16 protein-coding genes and 2 rRNA genes (1 of these 18 only partly in view) are annotated in these 18,243 nt (G+C 62.9%); 14 read left to right on the top strand and 4 right to left on the bottom strand.

Annotated elements, in window-relative coordinates:
• The 8 genes from DFR24_RS15585 to DFR24_RS15620 all read left to right on the top strand — a co-directional run.
• Positions 1-1,729, top strand: a 23S ribosomal RNA gene (locus DFR24_RS15585) (it extends 1,100 nt beyond the left edge of the window).
• 147 nt (positions 1,730-1,876) lie between these two features.
• Positions 1,877-1,991: ribosomal RNA gene (gene rrf, locus DFR24_RS15590) — 5S ribosomal RNA — on the top strand.
• Between the two features lie 165 nt (positions 1,992-2,156).
• Positions 2,157-2,420 (top strand): ComEA family DNA-binding protein, encoded by a 264-nt coding sequence (locus DFR24_RS15595; protein ID WP_133882305.1) that lies wholly within the window; start codon positions 2,157-2,159, stop codon positions 2,418-2,420.
• A 206-nt stretch (positions 2,421-2,626) separates the two neighbouring features.
• Positions 2,627-3,673: an EamA family transporter gene (locus DFR24_RS15600; RefSeq protein WP_246051671.1), complete on the top strand. Its 1,047-nt coding sequence runs from the start codon at positions 2,627-2,629 to the stop codon at positions 3,671-3,673.
• The gene (locus DFR24_RS15605; RefSeq protein ID WP_133882306.1) at positions 3,670-5,250 is read left to right on the top strand and encodes a peptide ABC transporter substrate-binding protein; all 1,581 of its coding nucleotides are present in this window, start codon (positions 3,670-3,672) and stop codon (positions 5,248-5,250) included. The genes DFR24_RS15600 and DFR24_RS15605 overlap by 4 nt, the downstream gene beginning before the upstream one ends.
• A gap of 80 nt (positions 5,251-5,330) precedes the next feature.
• Positions 5,331-6,254: an oligopeptide ABC transporter permease OppB gene (gene oppB / locus DFR24_RS15610; protein WP_133882307.1), complete on the top strand. Its 924-nt coding sequence runs from the start codon at positions 5,331-5,333 to the stop codon at positions 6,252-6,254.
• Entirely contained in the window at positions 6,251-7,147 is an 897-nt protein-coding gene (locus tag DFR24_RS15615; protein ID WP_133882308.1) for an ABC transporter permease subunit, read from the top strand. The genes oppB and DFR24_RS15615 overlap by 4 nt, the downstream gene beginning before the upstream one ends.
• A gap of 16 nt (positions 7,148-7,163) precedes the next feature.
• Entirely contained in the window at positions 7,164-8,120 is a 957-nt protein-coding gene (locus DFR24_RS15620) for an ABC transporter ATP-binding protein (RefSeq protein ID WP_133882309.1), read from the top strand.
• Positions 8,121-8,129: 9 nt separating this feature from the next.
• Here the strand turns inward: DFR24_RS15620 and DFR24_RS15625 are convergent, their stop codons facing one another.
• From DFR24_RS15625 to DFR24_RS15635, 3 genes are all read right to left on the bottom strand, one after another.
• The gene (locus DFR24_RS15625) at positions 8,130-8,843 is read right to left on the bottom strand and encodes an NAD(P)H-dependent oxidoreductase (protein WP_133882310.1); all 714 of its coding nucleotides are present in this window, start codon (positions 8,841-8,843) and stop codon (positions 8,130-8,132) included.
• 25 nt (positions 8,844-8,868) lie between these two features.
• A complete protein-coding gene (locus DFR24_RS15630) occupies positions 8,869-9,657 on the bottom strand; it encodes an enoyl-CoA hydratase/isomerase family protein (RefSeq protein ID WP_162851241.1) in 789 nt (262 codons plus the stop codon).
• Between the two features lie 151 nt (positions 9,658-9,808).
• The gene (locus tag DFR24_RS15635; RefSeq protein WP_133882312.1) at positions 9,809-10,423 is read right to left on the bottom strand and encodes a TetR/AcrR family transcriptional regulator; all 615 of its coding nucleotides are present in this window, start codon (positions 10,421-10,423) and stop codon (positions 9,809-9,811) included.
• A gap of 265 nt (positions 10,424-10,688) precedes the next feature.
• Here DFR24_RS15635 and DFR24_RS15640 point away from each other — a divergent pair, with 265 nt between their 5' ends.
• The 3 genes from DFR24_RS15640 (at position 10,689) to DFR24_RS15650 (ending at position 13,753) form a co-directional block, all read left to right on the top strand.
• Positions 10,689-11,828, top strand: a complete 1,140-nt coding sequence (locus DFR24_RS15640; protein WP_133882313.1) for an acyl-CoA dehydrogenase family protein — start codon at positions 10,689-10,691, stop codon at positions 11,826-11,828.
• 102 nt (positions 11,829-11,930) lie between these two features.
• On the top strand, positions 11,931-13,046 hold the full coding sequence (locus DFR24_RS15645) for a CaiB/BaiF CoA transferase family protein (protein WP_133882314.1): 1,116 nt from the start codon (positions 11,931-11,933) through the stop codon (positions 13,044-13,046).
• Positions 13,043-13,753: an acetoacetate decarboxylase family protein gene (locus DFR24_RS15650; RefSeq protein WP_133882315.1), complete on the top strand. Its 711-nt coding sequence runs from the start codon at positions 13,043-13,045 to the stop codon at positions 13,751-13,753. The genes DFR24_RS15645 and DFR24_RS15650 overlap by 4 nt, the downstream gene beginning before the upstream one ends.
• A 14-nt stretch (positions 13,754-13,767) precedes the next feature.
• On the opposite strand, the gene DFR24_RS15655 is transcribed toward DFR24_RS15650, so the two are convergent.
• Entirely contained in the window at positions 13,768-14,553 is a 786-nt protein-coding gene (locus DFR24_RS15655; protein ID WP_162851242.1) for an alpha/beta fold hydrolase, read from the bottom strand.
• 241 nt (positions 14,554-14,794) lie between these two features.
• Here DFR24_RS15655 and DFR24_RS15660 point away from each other — a divergent pair, with 241 nt between their 5' ends.
• From DFR24_RS15660 to DFR24_RS15670, 3 genes are all read left to right on the top strand, one after another.
• On the top strand, positions 14,795-17,392 hold the full coding sequence (locus tag DFR24_RS15660; protein ID WP_246051672.1) for a DUF1302 domain-containing protein: 2,598 nt from the start codon (positions 14,795-14,797) through the stop codon (positions 17,390-17,392).
• A 161-nt stretch (positions 17,393-17,553) separates the two neighbouring features.
• On the top strand, positions 17,554-17,886 hold the full coding sequence (locus DFR24_RS15665) for a hypothetical protein (RefSeq protein WP_210772523.1): 333 nt from the start codon (positions 17,554-17,556) through the stop codon (positions 17,884-17,886).
• A complete protein-coding gene (locus tag DFR24_RS15670; protein WP_162851243.1) occupies positions 17,883-18,203 on the top strand; it encodes a DUF4166 domain-containing protein in 321 nt (106 codons plus the stop codon). The genes DFR24_RS15665 and DFR24_RS15670 overlap by 4 nt, the downstream gene beginning before the upstream one ends.
• Positions 18,204-18,243 lie beyond the last annotated feature (40 nt).

Below are 18,243 nucleotides of genomic sequence, written 5' to 3' on the forward strand. Positions count from 1 at the left end.
GCTAAGCCGTGTACCGAAGCTGCGGATGCACAGCAATGTGCGTGGTAGAGGAGCGTTCTGTAAGCCTGCGAAGGTGACTCGTAAGGGTTGCTGGAGGTATCAGAAGTGCGAATGCTGACATGAGTAACGACAATGACGGTGAAAAACCGTCACGCCGTAAGCCCAAGGGTTCCAGCGCAACGATATTCGGCGCTGGGTGAGTCGGCTCCTAAGGCGAGGCCGAAAGGCGTAGTCGATGGAAAGCTGGTTAATATTCCAGCACTTGTTTCTGCTGCGATGGGGTGACGGAGAAGGTTAGGCAATCCACCTGTTGGATGGTGGTTTAAGCGTTTAGGAGTGCCCGGTAGGCAAATCCGCTGGGATTATCTGAGACGTGATGACGAGGCTCTTTGAGCTGAAGTTGCTGATACCCCGCTTCCAAGAAAAACCTCTAAGCTTCAGGCAGATACGAGCCGTACCCCAAACCGACACAGGTGGGCGAGGAGAGTATCCTCAGGCGTTTGAGACAACTCGGGAGAAGGAACTCGGCAAATTAGAACCGTAACTTCGGGATAAGGTTCGCCCACGCAAGTGGGCCGCAGTGAAGAGGGGGTTGCGACTGTTTATCAAAAACACAGCACTCTGCAAACACGAAAGTGGACGTATAGGGTGTGACTCCTGCCCGGTGCTGGAAGGTTAATTGATGGGGTCAGCCGCAAGGCGAAGCTCTTGATCGAAGCCCCAGTAAACGGCGGCCGTAACTATAACGGTCCTAAGGTAGCGAAATTCCTTGTCGGGTAAGTTCCGACCTGCACGAATGGAGTAACGATAGCCCCACTGTCTCCTTCCGAGGCTCAGTGAAATTGAAATCGCTGTGACGATGCAGTGTTCCCGCGGCAAGACGGAAAGACCCCGTGAACCTTTACTATATCTTTACATTGGATTTTGAGTTTGTTTGTGTAGGATAGGTGGGAGGCATTGAAACCTGGACGCTAGTTCAGGTGGAGCCAACCTTGAAATACCACCCTGATAAACTCGGAATTCTAACCTCGACCAGTCATCCTGGTCAGGGACAATGTATGGTGGGTAGTTTGACTGGGGCGGTCTCCTCCCAAAGAGTAACGGAGGAGTGCGAAGGTCAGCTCAGCGCGGTCGGAAATCGCGCTCTTGAGTGCATAGGCACAAGCTGGCTTGACTGCGAGACAGACGAGTCGAGCAGGTACGAAAGTAGGTCTAAGTGATCCGGTGGTTCTGTATGGAAGGGCCATCGCTCAACGGATAAAAGGTACTCCGGGGATAACAGGCTGATACTGCCCAAGAGTCCATATCGACGGCAGTGTTTGGCACCTCGATGTCGGCTCATCACATCCTGGGGCTGTAGCAGGTCCCAAGGGTCCGGCTGTTCGCCGGTTAAAGTGGTACGCGAGCTGGGTTCAGAACGTCGTGAGACAGTTCGGTCCCTATCTGCCGTGGGCGTTCGAGATTTGAGAGGAGTTAACCTTAGTACGAGAGGACCGGGTTGAACGTATCTCTGGTGTTCCAGTTGTCACGCCAGTGGCATCGCTGGGTAGCTATATACGGACGGGATAAACGCTGAAAGCATCTAAGCGTGAAGCCCACCTCAAGATGAGATCTCGCGGGTCTTCGAGACCCCTAAAGAGCCCTTGTAGACCACAAGGTTGATAGGCACGGTGTGTACGGCCGGTAACGGTCAGCTAACGTGTACTAATTGCTCGTGCGGCTTGACCATATAACGCTCAAGCATTCTTGGAACGTCGCAAAGCGACCAACGAGAAGACAAATTTAGCGTCATGCACTGAGGCATTGAGAGCTTCAGTAGTTCAACTACAAACCAAAATTCGATGAATTGATTAATTTCAATTCGTCAGCCAGTTTGCCTGGCGGCATTAGCGAGTTGGAACCACCCGTTCCCATCCCGAACACGGAAGTGAAACGACTCTGCGCCGATGATAGTGTGGCAGCTGCCATGCGAAAGTAGGTCACTGCCAGGCTCTTAAACCGAACCCCACCGGATAACTCCGGTGGGGTTTTTTAGTTCGCGAAACAATCTGCCGAAAAACTCAACGTGAGTTTGCATAGCTGACAGAAACCTATTCGTGCCCAAGCCTATTACTCGCCGAACTTGTCGGCGGTCCTTTAATTTCGGGAGATAGGCGATGAATGCACCCAAAGCGGTATTAACTGCCCTGCTGCTCACCTTTGCAGGTTCGGTATGGGCTGGGCCGGTGAACGTGAACACAGCCGACGCAAAGACGATCGCCAAGGAACTCGCGGGCGTCGGCGACAAGATTGCCGAAGCCATCGTGACGGAACGTGCGAAGGCGCCGTTCAAGGATGGGGCCGACCTTGCCAAGAGGGTCAAAGGCGTCGGTGACGCGATCATCACGAAGAACAAGGACAACTTGAAGTTCTCCAGCTGAAATCCTGGATGGGCCTGCAGCACGAGCGGGATATCCGCTCGTCGCCGCAGGCTCACTGTCCTTCGCGCGTTCTCTTCGTTTCCAATTGGGAGCGCTGCGGAGAGTCCCCGGTTGCATGTCGGATCCGTGAGCTGAAGGCTCCGCTGGCAAGTAAAAACGGGTAGGTCAGGCGTTAAGCTGTGCTTCGCCGTCTCCCACTTGAACACGTGGCCGACGATCTTGCTGCAAGCACCATCCCGGACCGTAGTGTCAATCAGGCCTCTCTTCGATACGACGAACGCGCCGCCAAACGCGGCGAAGTCGACTTTTGCTGGACGAAAGCATGCGGCGAAAAGCGCGTGAGTGATCGCATCCGCGCGTCGGTAGATCCCCGGATCGTCATGGCGTTTGCCGTGGTCTATCTGGTCTGGGGTTCGACCTATCTCGGCATACGTCTGATGGTCGAGCATCTCCCACCGTTCCTTTCGGCAGGGGTGAGATTTCTGATCGCCGGAGCCTTGATGCTCGCTTATGCCGGGTGGAAGGGATATCGGATGCCGACGACGCTCGCCGAATGGCGTTGGCTTGCTCTGGTCAGCGTGATGATGCTGGTTGGAGCGAACGGGCTCGTGACCTGGAGTGAACAATGGGTCGAGTCCAACCAGACAGCATTGATTGTCGCGACCTCAGCGCTCTGGATCGCATGGCTCGGTACGCTCGGAACGCAGGGCCAATCCCTGTCGGGAGCTACATATACAGGGTTGCTGGTCGGATTCGGGGGCGTGATCGTGCTGGTCGGCGACGGTCTCCAGGCGGGCGATGCGCCTTGGTTCGCCTATGTCGCGCTCCTGTTTTCTCCGCTGTTATGGGCCCTCGGCTCGATCGTATCCAAGCGAAGGCCCCTCGCCTGCAATCCGTTTTGCAGTGCTACGGCCCAGACGATCGTGGCTGGCGTCGTGATGACGACGGGCGGACTCGCTGCCGGGGAGGCGGAACGCTGGAGTTGGGAGCCGAGCGCCCTCTTCGCAATGGCCTATCTGATCGTCTTCGGAACGTGCATCGCCTACGCATGCTTCTTCTGGCTGGTTCACCAAGTCACGCCAGCGCAGCTCGGCACGTACGCTTACATCAACCCCGCTGTGGCAGTCCTTCTCGGCGGGTGGCTGCTGGACGAAAAGCTCAGCTCGATGCAGATTGCCGGGACGCTGATCATCCTGGGCAGCGTCATCGTCGTCAGTTGGTTCGCGAGTCGCGCCCGCCCCAAGCACGCATGAAGTCCATCCTCCCCCGGCTACTCGCTAGCGTCTTGGTCTTCTGCACCCTTACGGCTAGCGCGGCCCCGCAGATTCTGCGCAAGGGCAATGGGCCGGAGGTGGAAACGCTCGACCCGCACAAGGCCGAGGGCGTGTCGGCCGCCAACGTTCTTCGTGATCTGTACGAAGGTCTCATCACCGAGCGCCCCGACGCGACCCTCACCGCCGGCGCCGCCGAGAGCTGGACGCTCAGCGACGATCGCCTCACATACACCTTCACACTTCGCCGCGACGCGAAGTGGTCGAACGGCGACCCTGTTACTGCAGAGGACTTCGTGGCGGGCTTGCGGCGAAGTGCCGATCCGGCGACGGGCTCAAACTATTCCCAGATTCTTGCACCCATCGCGAACGCCGAAGCCGTCATCGAAGGCAAGCTCCCGCCAGACCAGCTCGCAGTGACCGCCGTCGATCCGCACACGCTGACCATTCGCTTGAAAGGCCCGACCGCGTACTTCCTTGGTCTGCTCGTCCACTCGTCGACTTACCCGATCCATCGAGCGAGCCTCGCCAAGTTCGGTACGGCCTTCGCGCAGCCTGGAAACCTCGTGACCAACGGGGCGTACCGCCTGGTCCAGCGCGTGGTGCAATCTCACATCCTGCTCGAGCGAAATCCCTACTACTGGGACAACGCCCATACGAGCATCGACCAGGTTCAGTATCTGAACACCGAAGATCTGAACTCGGAATTCAAGCGGTTCCGCGCCGGCGAACTGGATTGGACTTACGAGGTTCCGGCAAGCCAGGGGGCCTGGATCAGGGCGAATCTGCCCGAGATGTACAAGGTGCACACCTATCTCGGCGTCTACTACTACGGCTTCAATGTCACGCGTCCGCCATTCAAGGACAACCCCAAGCTGCGTCGCGCTCTGACCCTGGCGATCGATCGAAAGATCATCTGCGAGAAAGTACAGGGGCTCGGCGAACAGCCAGCCGACTCGTGGGTTCCCCCGGGCACCATCGGTCATCGCACCGCGAAAGCCCAGTGGTCGGGATGGAATCGGGAGCAGTCCCTTGCCGAGGCACGGCGTCTCTACAAGGAGGCGGGTTATTCGGAGGAAAATCCGGCGCGGGTCGAGATCCTCTACAACACCCACGAGAATCACAAGAAGGTCGCCACCGCGATCGCCGCAATGTGGAAGCAGTGGCTCGGGGTCGATGCGGTACTCGTGAACGAGGAGTGGAAGGTCTACCTGCAGACTCGCCGACTGAAAGCGCGCACCGAGGTCTTTCGCGCCGGATGGATCGGCGATTACAACGACGCCAACTCGTTCCTCGAAATCCTTCATTCCAAGCACGGGTTGAATGATCAGGGCTACTCGAATCCGCGGTACGACGAGCTGATCGAAAAGGCCGCGGTGGAAGGGGATCCGGCGGTACGCGAGCAACTCCAACACGACGCCGAAGCACTCCTGATGGAAGATCTGCCTGTGATCCCGATCTATTTCTACGTGACCAAACGCCTAGTCTCGCCAAGAGTCACCGGATGGGAGGGGAACATCATGGACCACCACCACACGCGTTACATGCGGCTCCAATAACGCCCGCCCGTTCGCCGCACTCCCGTTGACGAAGGCGGGAGCGACCGCGATCCTTGCTCCGACCCATCCCCCGCGCCGCCATGCTTCGTCTCGCCCTGCTCAGATTCGCCAGCGCGGTGCCTACGCTGCTGCTGCTGCTCGTGCTGGCATTCTTCATGATGCGAGCGGCGCCGGGCGGACCCTTCGATACCGAGCGCTCGCTTCCGCCGGAAATCCTGGCCAAGCTCGAGCAGGCGTATCACCTCGACGAACCGCTGTGGAAGCAGTTCGCGCGCTACATCGGCGGTGCGGTACAGGGCGATCTCGGACCCTCATTCCAGTATTCCGATTTCACTGTCAACCAACTCATCCTCCAGGGATTGCCCGTCTCGCTGCGTGTCGGACTCGGCGCGATGGTCCTGGCCCTGTTCGTCGGCTGCGCGGCCGGCATCGTCGCCGCACTTCGGCACAATCGATTCTCGGACTACGCGGTGATGACACTCGCGATGACCGGGATGTCGATCCCCGTGTTCGTCATCGCCCCGCTGCTGATCCTGTTGTTCGCCGTCACGCTCGGCTGGCTGCCCGCCGGCGGCTGGCAAGACGGCGGCCTGCGTGACATGGCGCTTCCGGTTGTTGCACTCGCGCTGCCGCAGATCGCGATCCTCGCGCGCCTGATGCGTGGCTCGATGATCGAAGTGCTCAACTCGAACTACATCCGTACCGCGCGTGCGAAAGGCCTGGCGACACGCACGGTGATCCTGCGACACGCGTTACGTCCGGCCTTGATGCCGGTCCTGTCCTACCTGGGGCCCGCCTCCGCCGGAATCATCACGGGATCGGTGGTCATCGAGCAGATCTTCGGCATACCAGGCATCGGACGATACTTCGTGCAGGCGGCGCTCAATCGCGACTACACGCTGGTCATGGGCGTGGTGGTCTTCTATGGCACGTTGATCATCCTGTTCAATTTCCTCGTAGACATGCTGTACGGCGTGCTCGATCCAAGGGTGCGCGCCGAATGAACAAGGTCGAGACCGCGCTCGCTGTGGCTGCGGCCGCGCCCGTCGGTCGCAGTCTCTGGGCGGACGCGCGCAGGCGCCTGTTCGCCAACCGAGCCGCGTTGCTCTCGATCGTCGTGCTGGTGCTGATGGTCCTATTGATCGTGTTGGGTCCGATGTTCAGTCCATGGACCTACGACTACATCGACTTCGACGGCATCTGGCGTGCGCCGCCACAGACCGAGGGCATGCATTTCTTCGGCACCGATCAGCTTGGGCGGGATCTGTTCGTCCGAACGCTGGTGGGAGGACGCATCTCGCTGATGGTCGGCATCGTCGCCACGCTGGTGTCGCTGCTGATCGGCGTTGCCTACGGCGCAACCGCCGGTTATTTCGGCGGCCGCATCGACGGTCTGATGATGCGAGGGGTCGACATACTGTACGCGTTGCCCTTCATGTTCCTGGTGATCCTGCTGATGGTCGTGTTCGGCCGGCACCTGGTGCTGATCTTCGTCGCCATCGGCGCGATCAATTGGCTGGACATGGCGCGCATCGTCCGCGGCCAGACACTGGCACTGAAGAATCGCGAGTTCGTGATGGCCGCGCGCGCCTCGGGTGTCAGCAACGGTCGCATCATCCGTCGCCACATCATTCCCAACCTGCTGGGCGTCGTCATGGTCTACGTCACGCTGACGATTCCCCAGGTGATCCTCGTCGAATCGTTCCTGAGCTTCCTCGGCCTGGGCGTGCAGGAGCCGGCCACGAGCTGGGGCGCATTGGTGAACGAGGGCGCACGCGACATGGATGCCGCGCCCTGGGCGCTCATCTTCCCCGCGACGTTCCTCGCGGTGACCTTGTTCTGCTTCAACTTCATCGGCGACGGATTGCGCGACGCGCTCGATCCGAAAGATCGATGAACGACCTGCGCACGCCATGACCCTGCTCGACGTCCGAGATCTGAGCATCCGTTTCAAGACGCCCGAGGGCGTCGTGCAGGCGGTCGAAGGTCTCAGCTTCGCGCTGGCACAAGGCGGCACGCTGGGCATCGTCGGCGAATCGGGCGCCGGAAAATCCCAGACCGCGATGGCCGTGCTCGGACTGCTGGCGCGCAACGCGAAGGTCAGCGGCTCGATCCGTTTCGAAGATCGCGACCTGCTGAAGTTGCCGGAATCGCAGCTCTCGAAGCTGCGCGGCAATCGCATCGCCATGGTGTTCCAAGACCCGATGACGAGCCTCAATCCCTATCTGCGCGTCGAAGTGCAGCTCGGCGAGGTGCTGGAACGTCATCGCGGTCTGTCGCGAAGTGCTGCCCGAGCGGAAAGCTTGCGCTTGATGCAGGCGGTGCACATCCCGGATGCCGCGCAGCGTTTGCGCAGCTACCCGCACGAACTATCCGGTGGACAGCGCCAACGCGTGATGATCGCCATCGCGCTCGCCTGTCAGCCGGCGCTGCTGCTCGCCGACGAACCCACGACGGCGCTCGACGTCACCGTGCAAGCCCAGATTCTGAGATTGTTCGCCGAACTCAAGAAGGATTTCGGCGTCGCGATGATTCTGATCACGCACGACCTGGGCGTGGTCGCCGAGGTCTGCGAGCACACGATGGTCATGTACGCCGGGCGCGCGGTCGAGTCGGGCGCGACGCAAACCTTGCTCAACGCGCCGGCCCATCCCTACACGCGCGCCTTGCTGGAAGCGCGTCCGCGCATCGACACACCGCTTACCGATCGTCTGCTCGCACTGCGGGGACAGCCGCCCAACCTGCTGCAGTTGCCACCCGGCTGCGCCTTCGCACCGCGTTGTCCGATTGCGGTGGATGTCTGCACGCAATCCGTGCCGGCGCTGCGAAGCATCGAAACCGCTCACCTTGCAGCCTGCATCCGAGTGTGACGGCCGCCGTCAGGCCGGCTTGCCGAGTGGCTCGAAGCGCGGTCCGAAGTTTTTGAGATCCGGCATCGGCATGATCGGAAGCCGATCGAAGGACAGCACGTAGTCGCGCAACTCGGCGAGGCATTTCTGGCGCTGATCGAGCGGCAGATACGGCACGTGATGCGCGATGAACGGCTCCACGACCGAGAAGCCGGCGTAACCGAGCGTGCCCTGGAAGAAGTGCTTCATCATCCCGGTGGCCAGAGGTCCGTGCAGCGAGTCCTCGCCGAACATGTACTCGCGTCCTCCCAGGCTGAACGCGGCGAAGGCCTTTTTGCCGGCCATGCCGCCGTTCCCATACAGCCGTTTGCCGCCGTAGAACGTGCCCGAGATGAACACGCGATCGATCCATCCCTTCAGGATCGCCGGTGTGCCGAACCAGTACAGCGGGAACGTGAAGCCGACGATGTCGGCGTCCAGAACCTTCCCGATCTCCGTCTTGATGTCCTCGGCGATCGTGCCGTTCTCGTAGCCGTGCCGCTGCTCGAGCGCATAGGTCAGATGACCCGGATCGGACCGCTGCCCGAAGTCTTCAGGCCCCGACACCGGGTTGAACTTCATCGCGTAGAGGTCGGAGACCGTGACGGTATCGCCACGCTCTTCGAACGCCGCCTTCGCGGAATCGCGCATCGCGGACACGAACGAATCCGCTTCGGAGTGCGCATGTACGAACAGAACTTTCATCGGTGCTTCGATCCTGTGTGCGGGCTCAGCGGCCCAGATAGCGCGGCTTGCGCTTCTCGCTGAAGGCCAGAAGACCTTCGCGGGCATCGGCGGTGGCCGCCATGCGGGCTAGTGCCTGGGCTTCGAGTTCGAGCTGCGCTTCCAGCGGCTGATCCTGCACGGAGAGCAGGAGCCGCCGCACTTCGCCGTAGGCCTTGGTCGGACCGGAGGCAAGCTGGGCCGCGATCTTCTCTGCGTGCGCCACCAGATCCGCTGCCGGCACCACCTCGTCGACCAAGCCAACAGCCAGCGCCGCCTGGGCATCGATTACCTGGTTTCGCAGCAGGAAATTGCGGGCGCGGGCCAGGCCCATGCGCCGGGAGAACATGATCGATGCACTCGCGTCGCAACTGAATCCGATGCCGGTGTAGGCCGCCGTATAGCGTGCGGTGTCCGCGCTGACCACGATGTCGCAGCCGGCCGCGAACGCCGCCATGCCGCCCGCGCACACGCCTTGCACGGCAACCACCATCGGCGCATCCATGCGCTGCAGGCGTGACACCGCGCTATGCATCGTGGCGGTCATGCGCTTGATCAGGCTCGGCAGCTCGTCGAGGTGGGCAACGAAGCTGCCGATATCGCCGCCGTACCCAAAGGCCTTGCCGTCGGCTGTCACCAGCACGACACGAACGTCGTCGCGGCAAGAGAGTTCGATCGCACGCGCACACATTTCGTCGCAGAAGCGCTGATCGATCGGATTGCCTCGAGCCGCGTCCGTGAAGCGCAGGCGGGCGATGCCGTCTTCGATCGTCAGGGCAGTGGCGGTTTCGGTCATGGGTGTTCTCGCGGAGTCGGTGGAGATCCGGTGGGTCCGCTCGTGCGGCATGCGAGCCGAGCACGGGCGAGCGTCCAGAACTAGTAACGTACCCTACGATTATATCCGGCGACGGCTGCGTGGCCTGAAAACAGGCCAAATCGACGTCAGATCAACCCGAAATCCACTCCGGCGGGCGAGGCGGCGCCGTTCGCACGCCTCGTTTGGCGCGCATCTGCGTGGCGATCAATCGAGCCCAGACGCCGAGGAAATGCTGGCTGTCCGCGGCGGTCACGGACGCGCGTTCGCCCGCAGCCAGCCCGCTCATCAGCCAGTGCGTCAGCACGAACAGATCGCGTGGCGTCTCGACGTTTTCACCGCGCTTCTCGAAGTAATGGACGATCGCGCCATCGATCGTGCGCATCGTCCGCTCGGACAACGTTTGCATGGCGCGGGCCAGTTCGGGATCGTGCTTGGCGGCCGCAATCAGCTCGAAATACGCGCCGAACTGGCGCGTGCCGTAGATCGCTTTCCACGCGCCGTCGACGACTGCCGCGACGCGATTTTCGTCCTCCGCGATCGCCAACAACATCTCACCGAGCACCCGGTACGCGCGCCGCATCAGGAACTCGGTCGCTTCCAGGATCAGTGCGTTCTTCGTCGGGAAGTGGTGCAGATGCGCTCCGCGCGACACGCCGGCCCTGCGCACGATGGAGCTCACCGTCGTTCCCGCATAACCGTCGTTCGTCAGGCAGTGCAAGGTCGCGTCGATCAGGCGCTTGCGCATCGCGTCGCTGCGTTCGGTCTGGGTGCGGCGCGCACCTTCGGTGGCGCTCGCCCGGGTACCCGAGGCGGCCCGCGCGCGGGGCCGCGAAGTCGACGTGGAAGAGGGGACTCGAGGCACGAATGGCCGCCGCGCGATTGACAGGAATGGACGCGGTCATGTTACATACAGTACGTACTGCATGTAAACGAGACGTTCCAACGCTCTCGTTACGGGCGGTCTCCCTCTTGTTTCCCATCCCTCATTCAACCGACTTTCGGAGCGTCCGATGATTCCCCGCACCCTGTTCAACGCCGAGCACGACGACTTCCGCAAGACCGTGCGGCGCTTCTTCGAAACCGAGGTCGTGCCGAATCGCGAGGCCTGGGAAGAACAGCAGCACGTCGATCGCAAGATCTGGAACAAGGCCGGCGAACTGGGCTTGCTTTGCGTGACGATGCCCGAGGAGTTCGGCGGGCTGGGCGTGGATCGCAGCTACAGCGTCATCCTGATGGAAGAGCAGAGCTACTCGGGCGATTCCGGCACGGGCTTCTCGCTGCATTCCGACATCGTCGCCAACTACATCAACAATTTCGGCAGCAAGGAACAGAAGGCGCAGTGGCTGCCGAAGATGGCCAGCGGCGAGATCATCGGTGCCATCGCGATGACCGAGCCGGGCACCGGTTCCGACCTGCAGGCCGTGAAGACCACGGCCGTTGCCGACGGCGACGACTACGTGCTCAACGGCAGCAAGATCTTCATCACCAATGGATACCTCTCGGACGTCGTCGTCGTGGTCGCCCGTACCGGCAATTCGGGGGAAGGCTCCAAGGACATCTCGTTGCTGCTGGTCGAAGCGGATCGCGCCGGTTTCACGAAAGGCAAGCCGCTGAAGAAAGTCGGCATGAAGGCGCAGGACACCTGCGAACTGTTCTTCGAGAACGTGCGGGTGCCCAAGGCCAACCGTCTGGGCATGGAAGGCATGGGCTTCATCATGCTGATGAAGGAGCTCGCCTGGGAGCGCCTAATGATCGCCATCACCTCGGTGGCCGGTGCCGAGGCCGCGCTGAAGCACACGCTGGAATACACCCGCAGCCGCAAGGTCTTCGGCAAGCCGGTGGCGACGTTCCAGAACACGCGATTCAAGCTCGCCGAGATGAAAGCGGAGCTGTCGATCGCGCGCGTGTATGTCGACAAGTGCATCGAGATGCAGCTCAAGAACAAGCTGGGCGTCGACGACGCCGCGACGGCGAAATACTGGACGTCGGACCTGATGGGCAAGGTCATCGACGAGTGCGTGCAGCTGCATGGCGGCTACGGCTACATGCTGGAGTACCCGATCGCGCGTGCGTGGATCGACTCGCGTGCGCAGCGCATCTACGGCGGCACCAACGAGATCATGAAGGAATTGATCGCGCGCACGATGTGACGATTCGTCCGCGGCCGCTCGGTTGAACGCCGGCGGTCGCGATCGTCGAGGGAAAACCCCCGGGGTTCACCCGGGCTACGTCAGATGCGAAATCCCGAGTCCATGTCCCTTAATCCGTTGCTGACTGGCGTCCGTGTTCTGGACCTCTCCCGCCTGCTGCCCGGCCCGTTCTGCTCGCTCTATCTGGCGCAGCTCGGGGCCGAGGTGATCAAGATCGAGGAGCCGAACGGCGGCGATTACGCGCGCGCGTTGTCGGCAGACCTGTTCGACATCGTCAATCGCGGCAAGAAGTCCGTGACGCTGGATCTGCGTAAGCCGGCGGACCGCGACGCGTTCCTGGAATTAGCGAAGACCGCCGACGTGGTGCTCGAATCGTTCCGGCCGGGCGTGATGGACAAGCTCGGCTGCGGATTCGAGGCGGTGCGCGCGGTCAATCCGCGCATCGTCTTCGCTGCGCTCACCGGCTACGGCCACACGGGCCCGTACCGCGAGCGCGCGGGGCATGACATGAACTACCGCGGCTACGCCGGCGAGCTCGACCAGGTGGGCGCAACGGGACAGGCGCCGGCGCCCGGCAACTGCCAGGTGGCGGATCTCGCGGGCGGCGCGCTGACCTGCCTTGCCGGAATTCTTGCGGCCCTGTTGGGGACGCGCGCCTCGGGCGTGGGCACCTTCGTCGACGCCGCGATGCTCGATGGCACGATGGCGCTGCAGGTGATCGCGCTGTCGACCGTGCGCCAGATGGGCCAGTCGCAGCCGCGCGGCGAGGATTTCCTCACCGGGGCGATGCCGAACTACGCCGTCTACGAATGCGCCGACGGCAAGCACCTCGCGGTCGGCGCGCTCGAGCCGAAGTTCTTCCACGAAGTCGTGCGCGCCGTGAACCGGCCCGACCTGCTGAAGCTCCCGATGGCCGCAGGTCCGAAGGGGCAGCCGCTGCGGCAGGCACTGGTCGAATTGTTCAAATCGAAGTCGCGTGACGAGTGGGAGCGCGAACTGGCGCATCTCGACACCTGCGTCTCGGGCGTGTTGACCCCCGCCGAAGCGCTGCAGAACGAGCAGGTGAAAGCACGGGGCCTTGTCGAGATGCAGAACGGAAAGCCGGTGTTCGGATTTCCGGTGAAATTCAGCCATGCCTGCACGCACACGGGCACAAGTCCCAAGCTCGGTGCGGACAACGCCGCGGTGTTGCCGGCGCGAAAGGGAGTGACCGCATGAACGATGTTGTCCACGCCGTGGCGCCGCAAGAAGTCGACACGGACAGCGGCATCGCGCTCGCACCCTCGCCCTGGGACCTCGCCGGGCAGGGCTACATGTTCGCGCTCTGGATGCCGCAGGACGTGCTCGATCACGCCAGCTTCATCCTGCCGCAGACACCGCGCGCAGGGCGTGGGCGCATCGCGTTCGCGATGTTCGTCGACTACGCCAGCAGCGACGTTGGTCCGTACCACGAGCTGCTCTACATCCCGGGGAAGCTGCGCTTCGGAGACGAGGCGCGGCTGTCGATCTCCCGCATCTTCGTGTCGAGCCAGGCCTCGGTCGTGAACGGCCGATTGAACTGGGGAATCCCGAAGGATCGGTGCGACTTCGACGTTCACTACGGATCGCGAGATCAGATTTCACTGCGTACCGACGACGGCCGTCGATTCGCGGAGATGGAACTGGAAGCCTTCGGCCCGCGACTTCCGGCGCCGATGCAGTGGACGCCGAGGTCCTGGCGCACGCTGTCGCAGGTACGCGACGGCAAGCGCTTCACGTACGTGCCGGAAGCCAGCGGGCACTTCCGCTTCGCACGCGTGCGCAACTGGCGATTCGATCCGGCGGTGTTCCCGGACCTGACGCAGGGCCGGGTGCTGGCGGCGATGAAGATCACCGACTTCCGGATGCGCTTCCCGGTGTCGCGGATAGAATCCTCCGCGGTCTGAGCGGAGCCGCCCCGCTAGGCGGTCCCCTCGAGGATCAACTGCGCCACCGCTTCCGGGTCGTCCCACATCGGGACGTGGCCCCAGCCGCGAGGTCTCAGCCAGCGCGTCTGCGCCGGCAGTTCGTCACGATGCTGGCAGCTTCGCGTGAGCAGCCAGTCGCGCGCGCCGAACGCGACCGTCACCGGAACGTGGATGCGTGAGCCGCCGGTGAAGCGTTCTGCGGCCGCCAGCGTGGTTTCGAATTCCGCCGCTTCGCGAAACACCTTGCCGATCGCGACGGCTTCTTCGGAGTCCACTCGCCATCCGCGCGAGGTCATCGGCAGCGCAAAGGCCAACGTGCGTCCGATCGGCGAGTGCAGCAACCCGTCGGCCAGCCGAGGCATGCGTTTCACCAGCAGGCGCGTGGCTTTCAAGGTCAGACGCACCTGTGGCGGCGCGTGGCGGCCCGCCCACAGCCCGGCCGGCGACAAGGCGACGACCGAACGCGCCACGCCCTCGCGCGCTGCCACCAGTGCAAGTTGCCCGCCCAGCGAATTGCCGACGATGTCCACTGGCGTGTCGAGTCCCAGGTTCGCGAAGGTCTGCGTCAGCGAGGCGAGCAGGTTCTCGTGCGTGGGCGCCGTGCCCCGCGGAAGAGAAGGCGACTGGCCGAAACCCGCCAGATCGAACGCCAATACGCGACGATGGACCGCAAGGCGATCCAGCACCGGGGCCCACGATGCGTGGGACAGACCGATGCCGTGCAGCAAAATCAGCGGGCGGCCGGAGCCGCGTTCGACGTAATGCCAGGTGGTCGACAAGCGAGATTTCCGTGATTCGAGCCAGGGCCACGAATGATACGGCTCGTGTGCGAACCGGCCTCGCACATGTCATCCGTTCCAGCGAGGCGGCTCATGCCGCAACTGCTGCACGCTCGGACGCGCGCCGACTCGACCGGAGCATCCTGTTGCGACTCGTCGGGCATCGCTCATAATCCCGCTCGACCGGCGTCGATGGGATAGACGACGCGCAGAGTCAGATTCCAACGGGGGAGAAGGGGGAATGAACATGCGAGACGTCTCGACGGCAATTCGCGGGGCATGGCTGCTGGGCGCCATGCTGGCCCTCAGCGCCACGACGGCGCAGGCCATCAATTTCAATTTCGGCTCGCAGGGCGAGGCCACGATCAACACGACGATCACGGTCGGCTCCGGTTGGCGCATGGAGAACCGGGCGAGCGACCTCGTCGGCAAGGCCAACCTCAATCCCAACGTCTGCGCCGGCCAGTACCAGTCCTGCCAGGGCCTGTTCCGCGACCAGTCGTTCCCGGCGGCCCGGCTCACGGCCGCGCCTGGCCAGTTCTCGCCGAACTTCGACGACGGCAACTGGAACTACGACAAGGGCGACGTCTTCTCCGCCGTGGCCAAGGCCACGCAGGACATCACGCTGACCTGGGGCGACTACGGCTTCTTCATGAAGTCGCTGTTCTTCTACGACGCGCGCAACAACGACTTCACCGAGTACCACCCCAACATCATCACGCGCGAGAACTATCTCGACGTGGGCCTGAGCCCGGGCGATCCGAATGCAGGACTGCTGGTGCTCAACCCCATCCAGTACGGCCCCGGCCGCCCCGAGCGCTTCGAGCGTCGCGGCGGCGAGCTGCTGTCGCAGGTAGGCGCCAACTACCAGCTCCTCGACGCGTACTTCTTCGGCAAGGTGGCGCTGACCGATGACAAGGACCTGACGATCAAGCTGGGCCGGCAGATCGTGAACTGGGGCGAGTCGACGCTGCTGGTCATCAACTCGATCAACCAGGCGCAGCCGGTGTCTGCCTCCAACTTCGGCCGCATCGGTTTCCAGGTGGAAGAAGTCTTCACGCCGGTGGGCATGGCCTACGCCAGCTTCGAGCCGTTCCAGAACGCCACGATCGAGGCCTACTACCAGCTCGAATGGCAGCCCGTCGAAGCACCCGCGCCGGGCAGCTTCTTCTACCTGTCGGACGTCATCGGCACCGACAACGCCGTGAACCAGGCCTACGTGCATTTCGGCGGATCTGCCGAAGATCCGGAAGGCCTGGGCACGCCGCTGTACAACCCGCTGTCGGGTGTGACGCCCACGTCGCTGAAGGTCGATCGCCTGAAGGACAACGAGGCGCGCGACAGCGGCCAGTACGGCATCGCGTTCCGCTACTACGCCGAGAACTTCAACAACGGCACCGAGTTCGCGTTCTATTTCATGAACTACCACTCGAAGCTGCCGTACGTGAGCACGTTCGCCACGCAGGCGAGCTGCGCACGCCGCGAAGGCAACGCGCTGGGTATCGACGCCTACGACACCGTCAGCTTCCTGGCGACCTGCCCGGATCTTCCGGTGCTCGCCGGCAGTCCTTATCTGGCGGCCTCGGACGCGGTGCCGCTCGACACGGTCAAGCTGCTCACCGAATACCCGGAAGACATCAAGCTGTTCGGCGTGAGTTTCAACAGCACCGTGAACCTGTTCGGTGCCGACCTTTCGCTGCAGGGTGAAGTGGCCTACCGCCCCGACCAGCCGCTGCAGATCGATGTCGAGGACCTCGTGTTCGCGGCCTTCGGTCCGACCCTGACGCGTTGCCACGACCGTTCGCTCGAACACAACCTGCTACCGGGACAGGCCGCCCTGGGCAGCGCCCTGCTCGACGGCCTTGTCAACAACCTCAATGCACTGGGCCTGCCGGTGGGCGTACCCAACCTGCTGTCCTCGTCGGGTTGCGTGGGCAGCACCAGCGGCATCGGCTACGGCCCCGACGGCGGCTTGATCCCCTACGCTCCCAGCGACGCGAATCCGCTGCTCGGCCCCGACACCTTCGACCTGCTGATCGGTCATGCGCCCGGATCGGCGCGCTCGTTCCCCGCGTTCGTCACGGCCTACCGTGGCACGCCGGTCGGCGAGAACGCGCCCTGCACCGCGGAGTTCATCGGCGAGCGCAAGCTCAACCCGGCGTCGGCCACCGACACGCGCGTCCGCAATCCCAACTTCAACGGCTATTCGCGCAGTGACGCGTGCTACATCCGCGGCTGGGAGACCTTCGACACCTTCAACTTCATCCTCGGCGCGACGCACGTCGCCGGTGCCACGGACAAGGTCAACATCGTCTTCGCCGACCAGATCATCACGCTGTTCGAAGTCGGCGCGATGTGGATCCCCAACCTGCCTGACCTCGACGAGTTGCAGATCGAAGCGCCGGGCACGTACACGCATGCGAGCGCGGGTGCCGACGGCAGCGGCGCGGACGGATCGCAGCAGGCTTGTTCCAAGAACCAGACCTGCGTGGTCGGCGCCGACGGCCTGCGCTTCAACCCGCACCAACAGGATCGCTCGCAGTTCGTCGACAAGGTGTCGTTCGGTTACGACATCATCCAGATCATCCGTTACGAGAGCGTTCTGCCCGGCATCTCGCTGCAGCCGCAGCTCATCTGGAAGCACGACGTGTACGGCAACTCGCCCGGCCCGGGCGAGAACTTCATCAAGGATCGCCGCTCGCTGTTCACGCTTCTCGAGGCCCGCTACAAGTCCTCGCTGTCGGTCAACGTCGGCTATCAGTTCTTCTTCGGCGCCGGCGAACAGAACCTGTACCGCGACAAGGATTTCGCGCAGTTCTACGTCAAGTACCAGTTCTGACGCACCCGCTTCGATCGACCCGGCTGTCGTGCTCCGACAGCCGCGGTCGCTGTGGGGACTTCCTGCGCGGACAGATCGCAGCCAATCCGCTCGAGGCAAGTTGCCCGCGAGGCGCCGGCGGCGGGATCATCGCCTGCCGATCACCGACCTGAATGACCGCGATGAACAAGCTCTGGTACGCGATGGCGTTCGCATCGTCTTTCGTGGTGTGTGCCTGCTCCGCGCCGATCGACGCAGGTGGCAAGAAGCCGGACTCGGGTGCCGCGCTGGCCGAACAGAAGGTGGCATCGCCTGAGTCGTCGACTCCCGCGTCTTCGCAGCCGCCCCTCGTCGGCGGAGATCGCGACGCGCACGGCTGCATCGCATCGGCGGGCTACCAGTGGTGCGAACGCACGGGCCGCTGCGAGCGATCGTGGGAACTCGCCAAGCAGGAAGGGTTCAGTCTCGACGAAGAGGGCTTCAAGGTCTTCTGTTCCACACCGCCAACCCAGTGACCTCCAGCGAAGATGGCAGCGCCGTCAGCCGCTGGTTCGGACCTCACTTCCAGACCTTGCAACCGCTGCTGCGTGACCTTCATCTTCACGGCGGCAGACTGCAGGGCGTCGTGCGGATTCGGGTGGGACGCGGCATCGCGGGATGGCTGTGCCGGCGACTTGCACGATCGATCGGCGTGCCGGTCGATCGCGAACAGCGCGGTTTCGAGGTGCGGATACATCATTCCGATCGCGCCTTGCACTGGGATCGTCGCTTCGAGGCGGCAGGCGAGATGAAATCCACGTTCGTCCCGGTCGGCACCTGGCCCACCGGATAGTGGTTCGAGAACACCCGCGCGCTGTAGCTGCGGCTGTCGG

Origin of the sequence: Panacagrimonas perspica, from assembly GCF_004364935.1 — a bacterium.
GTDB classification, from domain to species: domain Bacteria; phylum Pseudomonadota; class Gammaproteobacteria; order Nevskiales; family Nevskiaceae; genus Panacagrimonas; species Panacagrimonas perspica.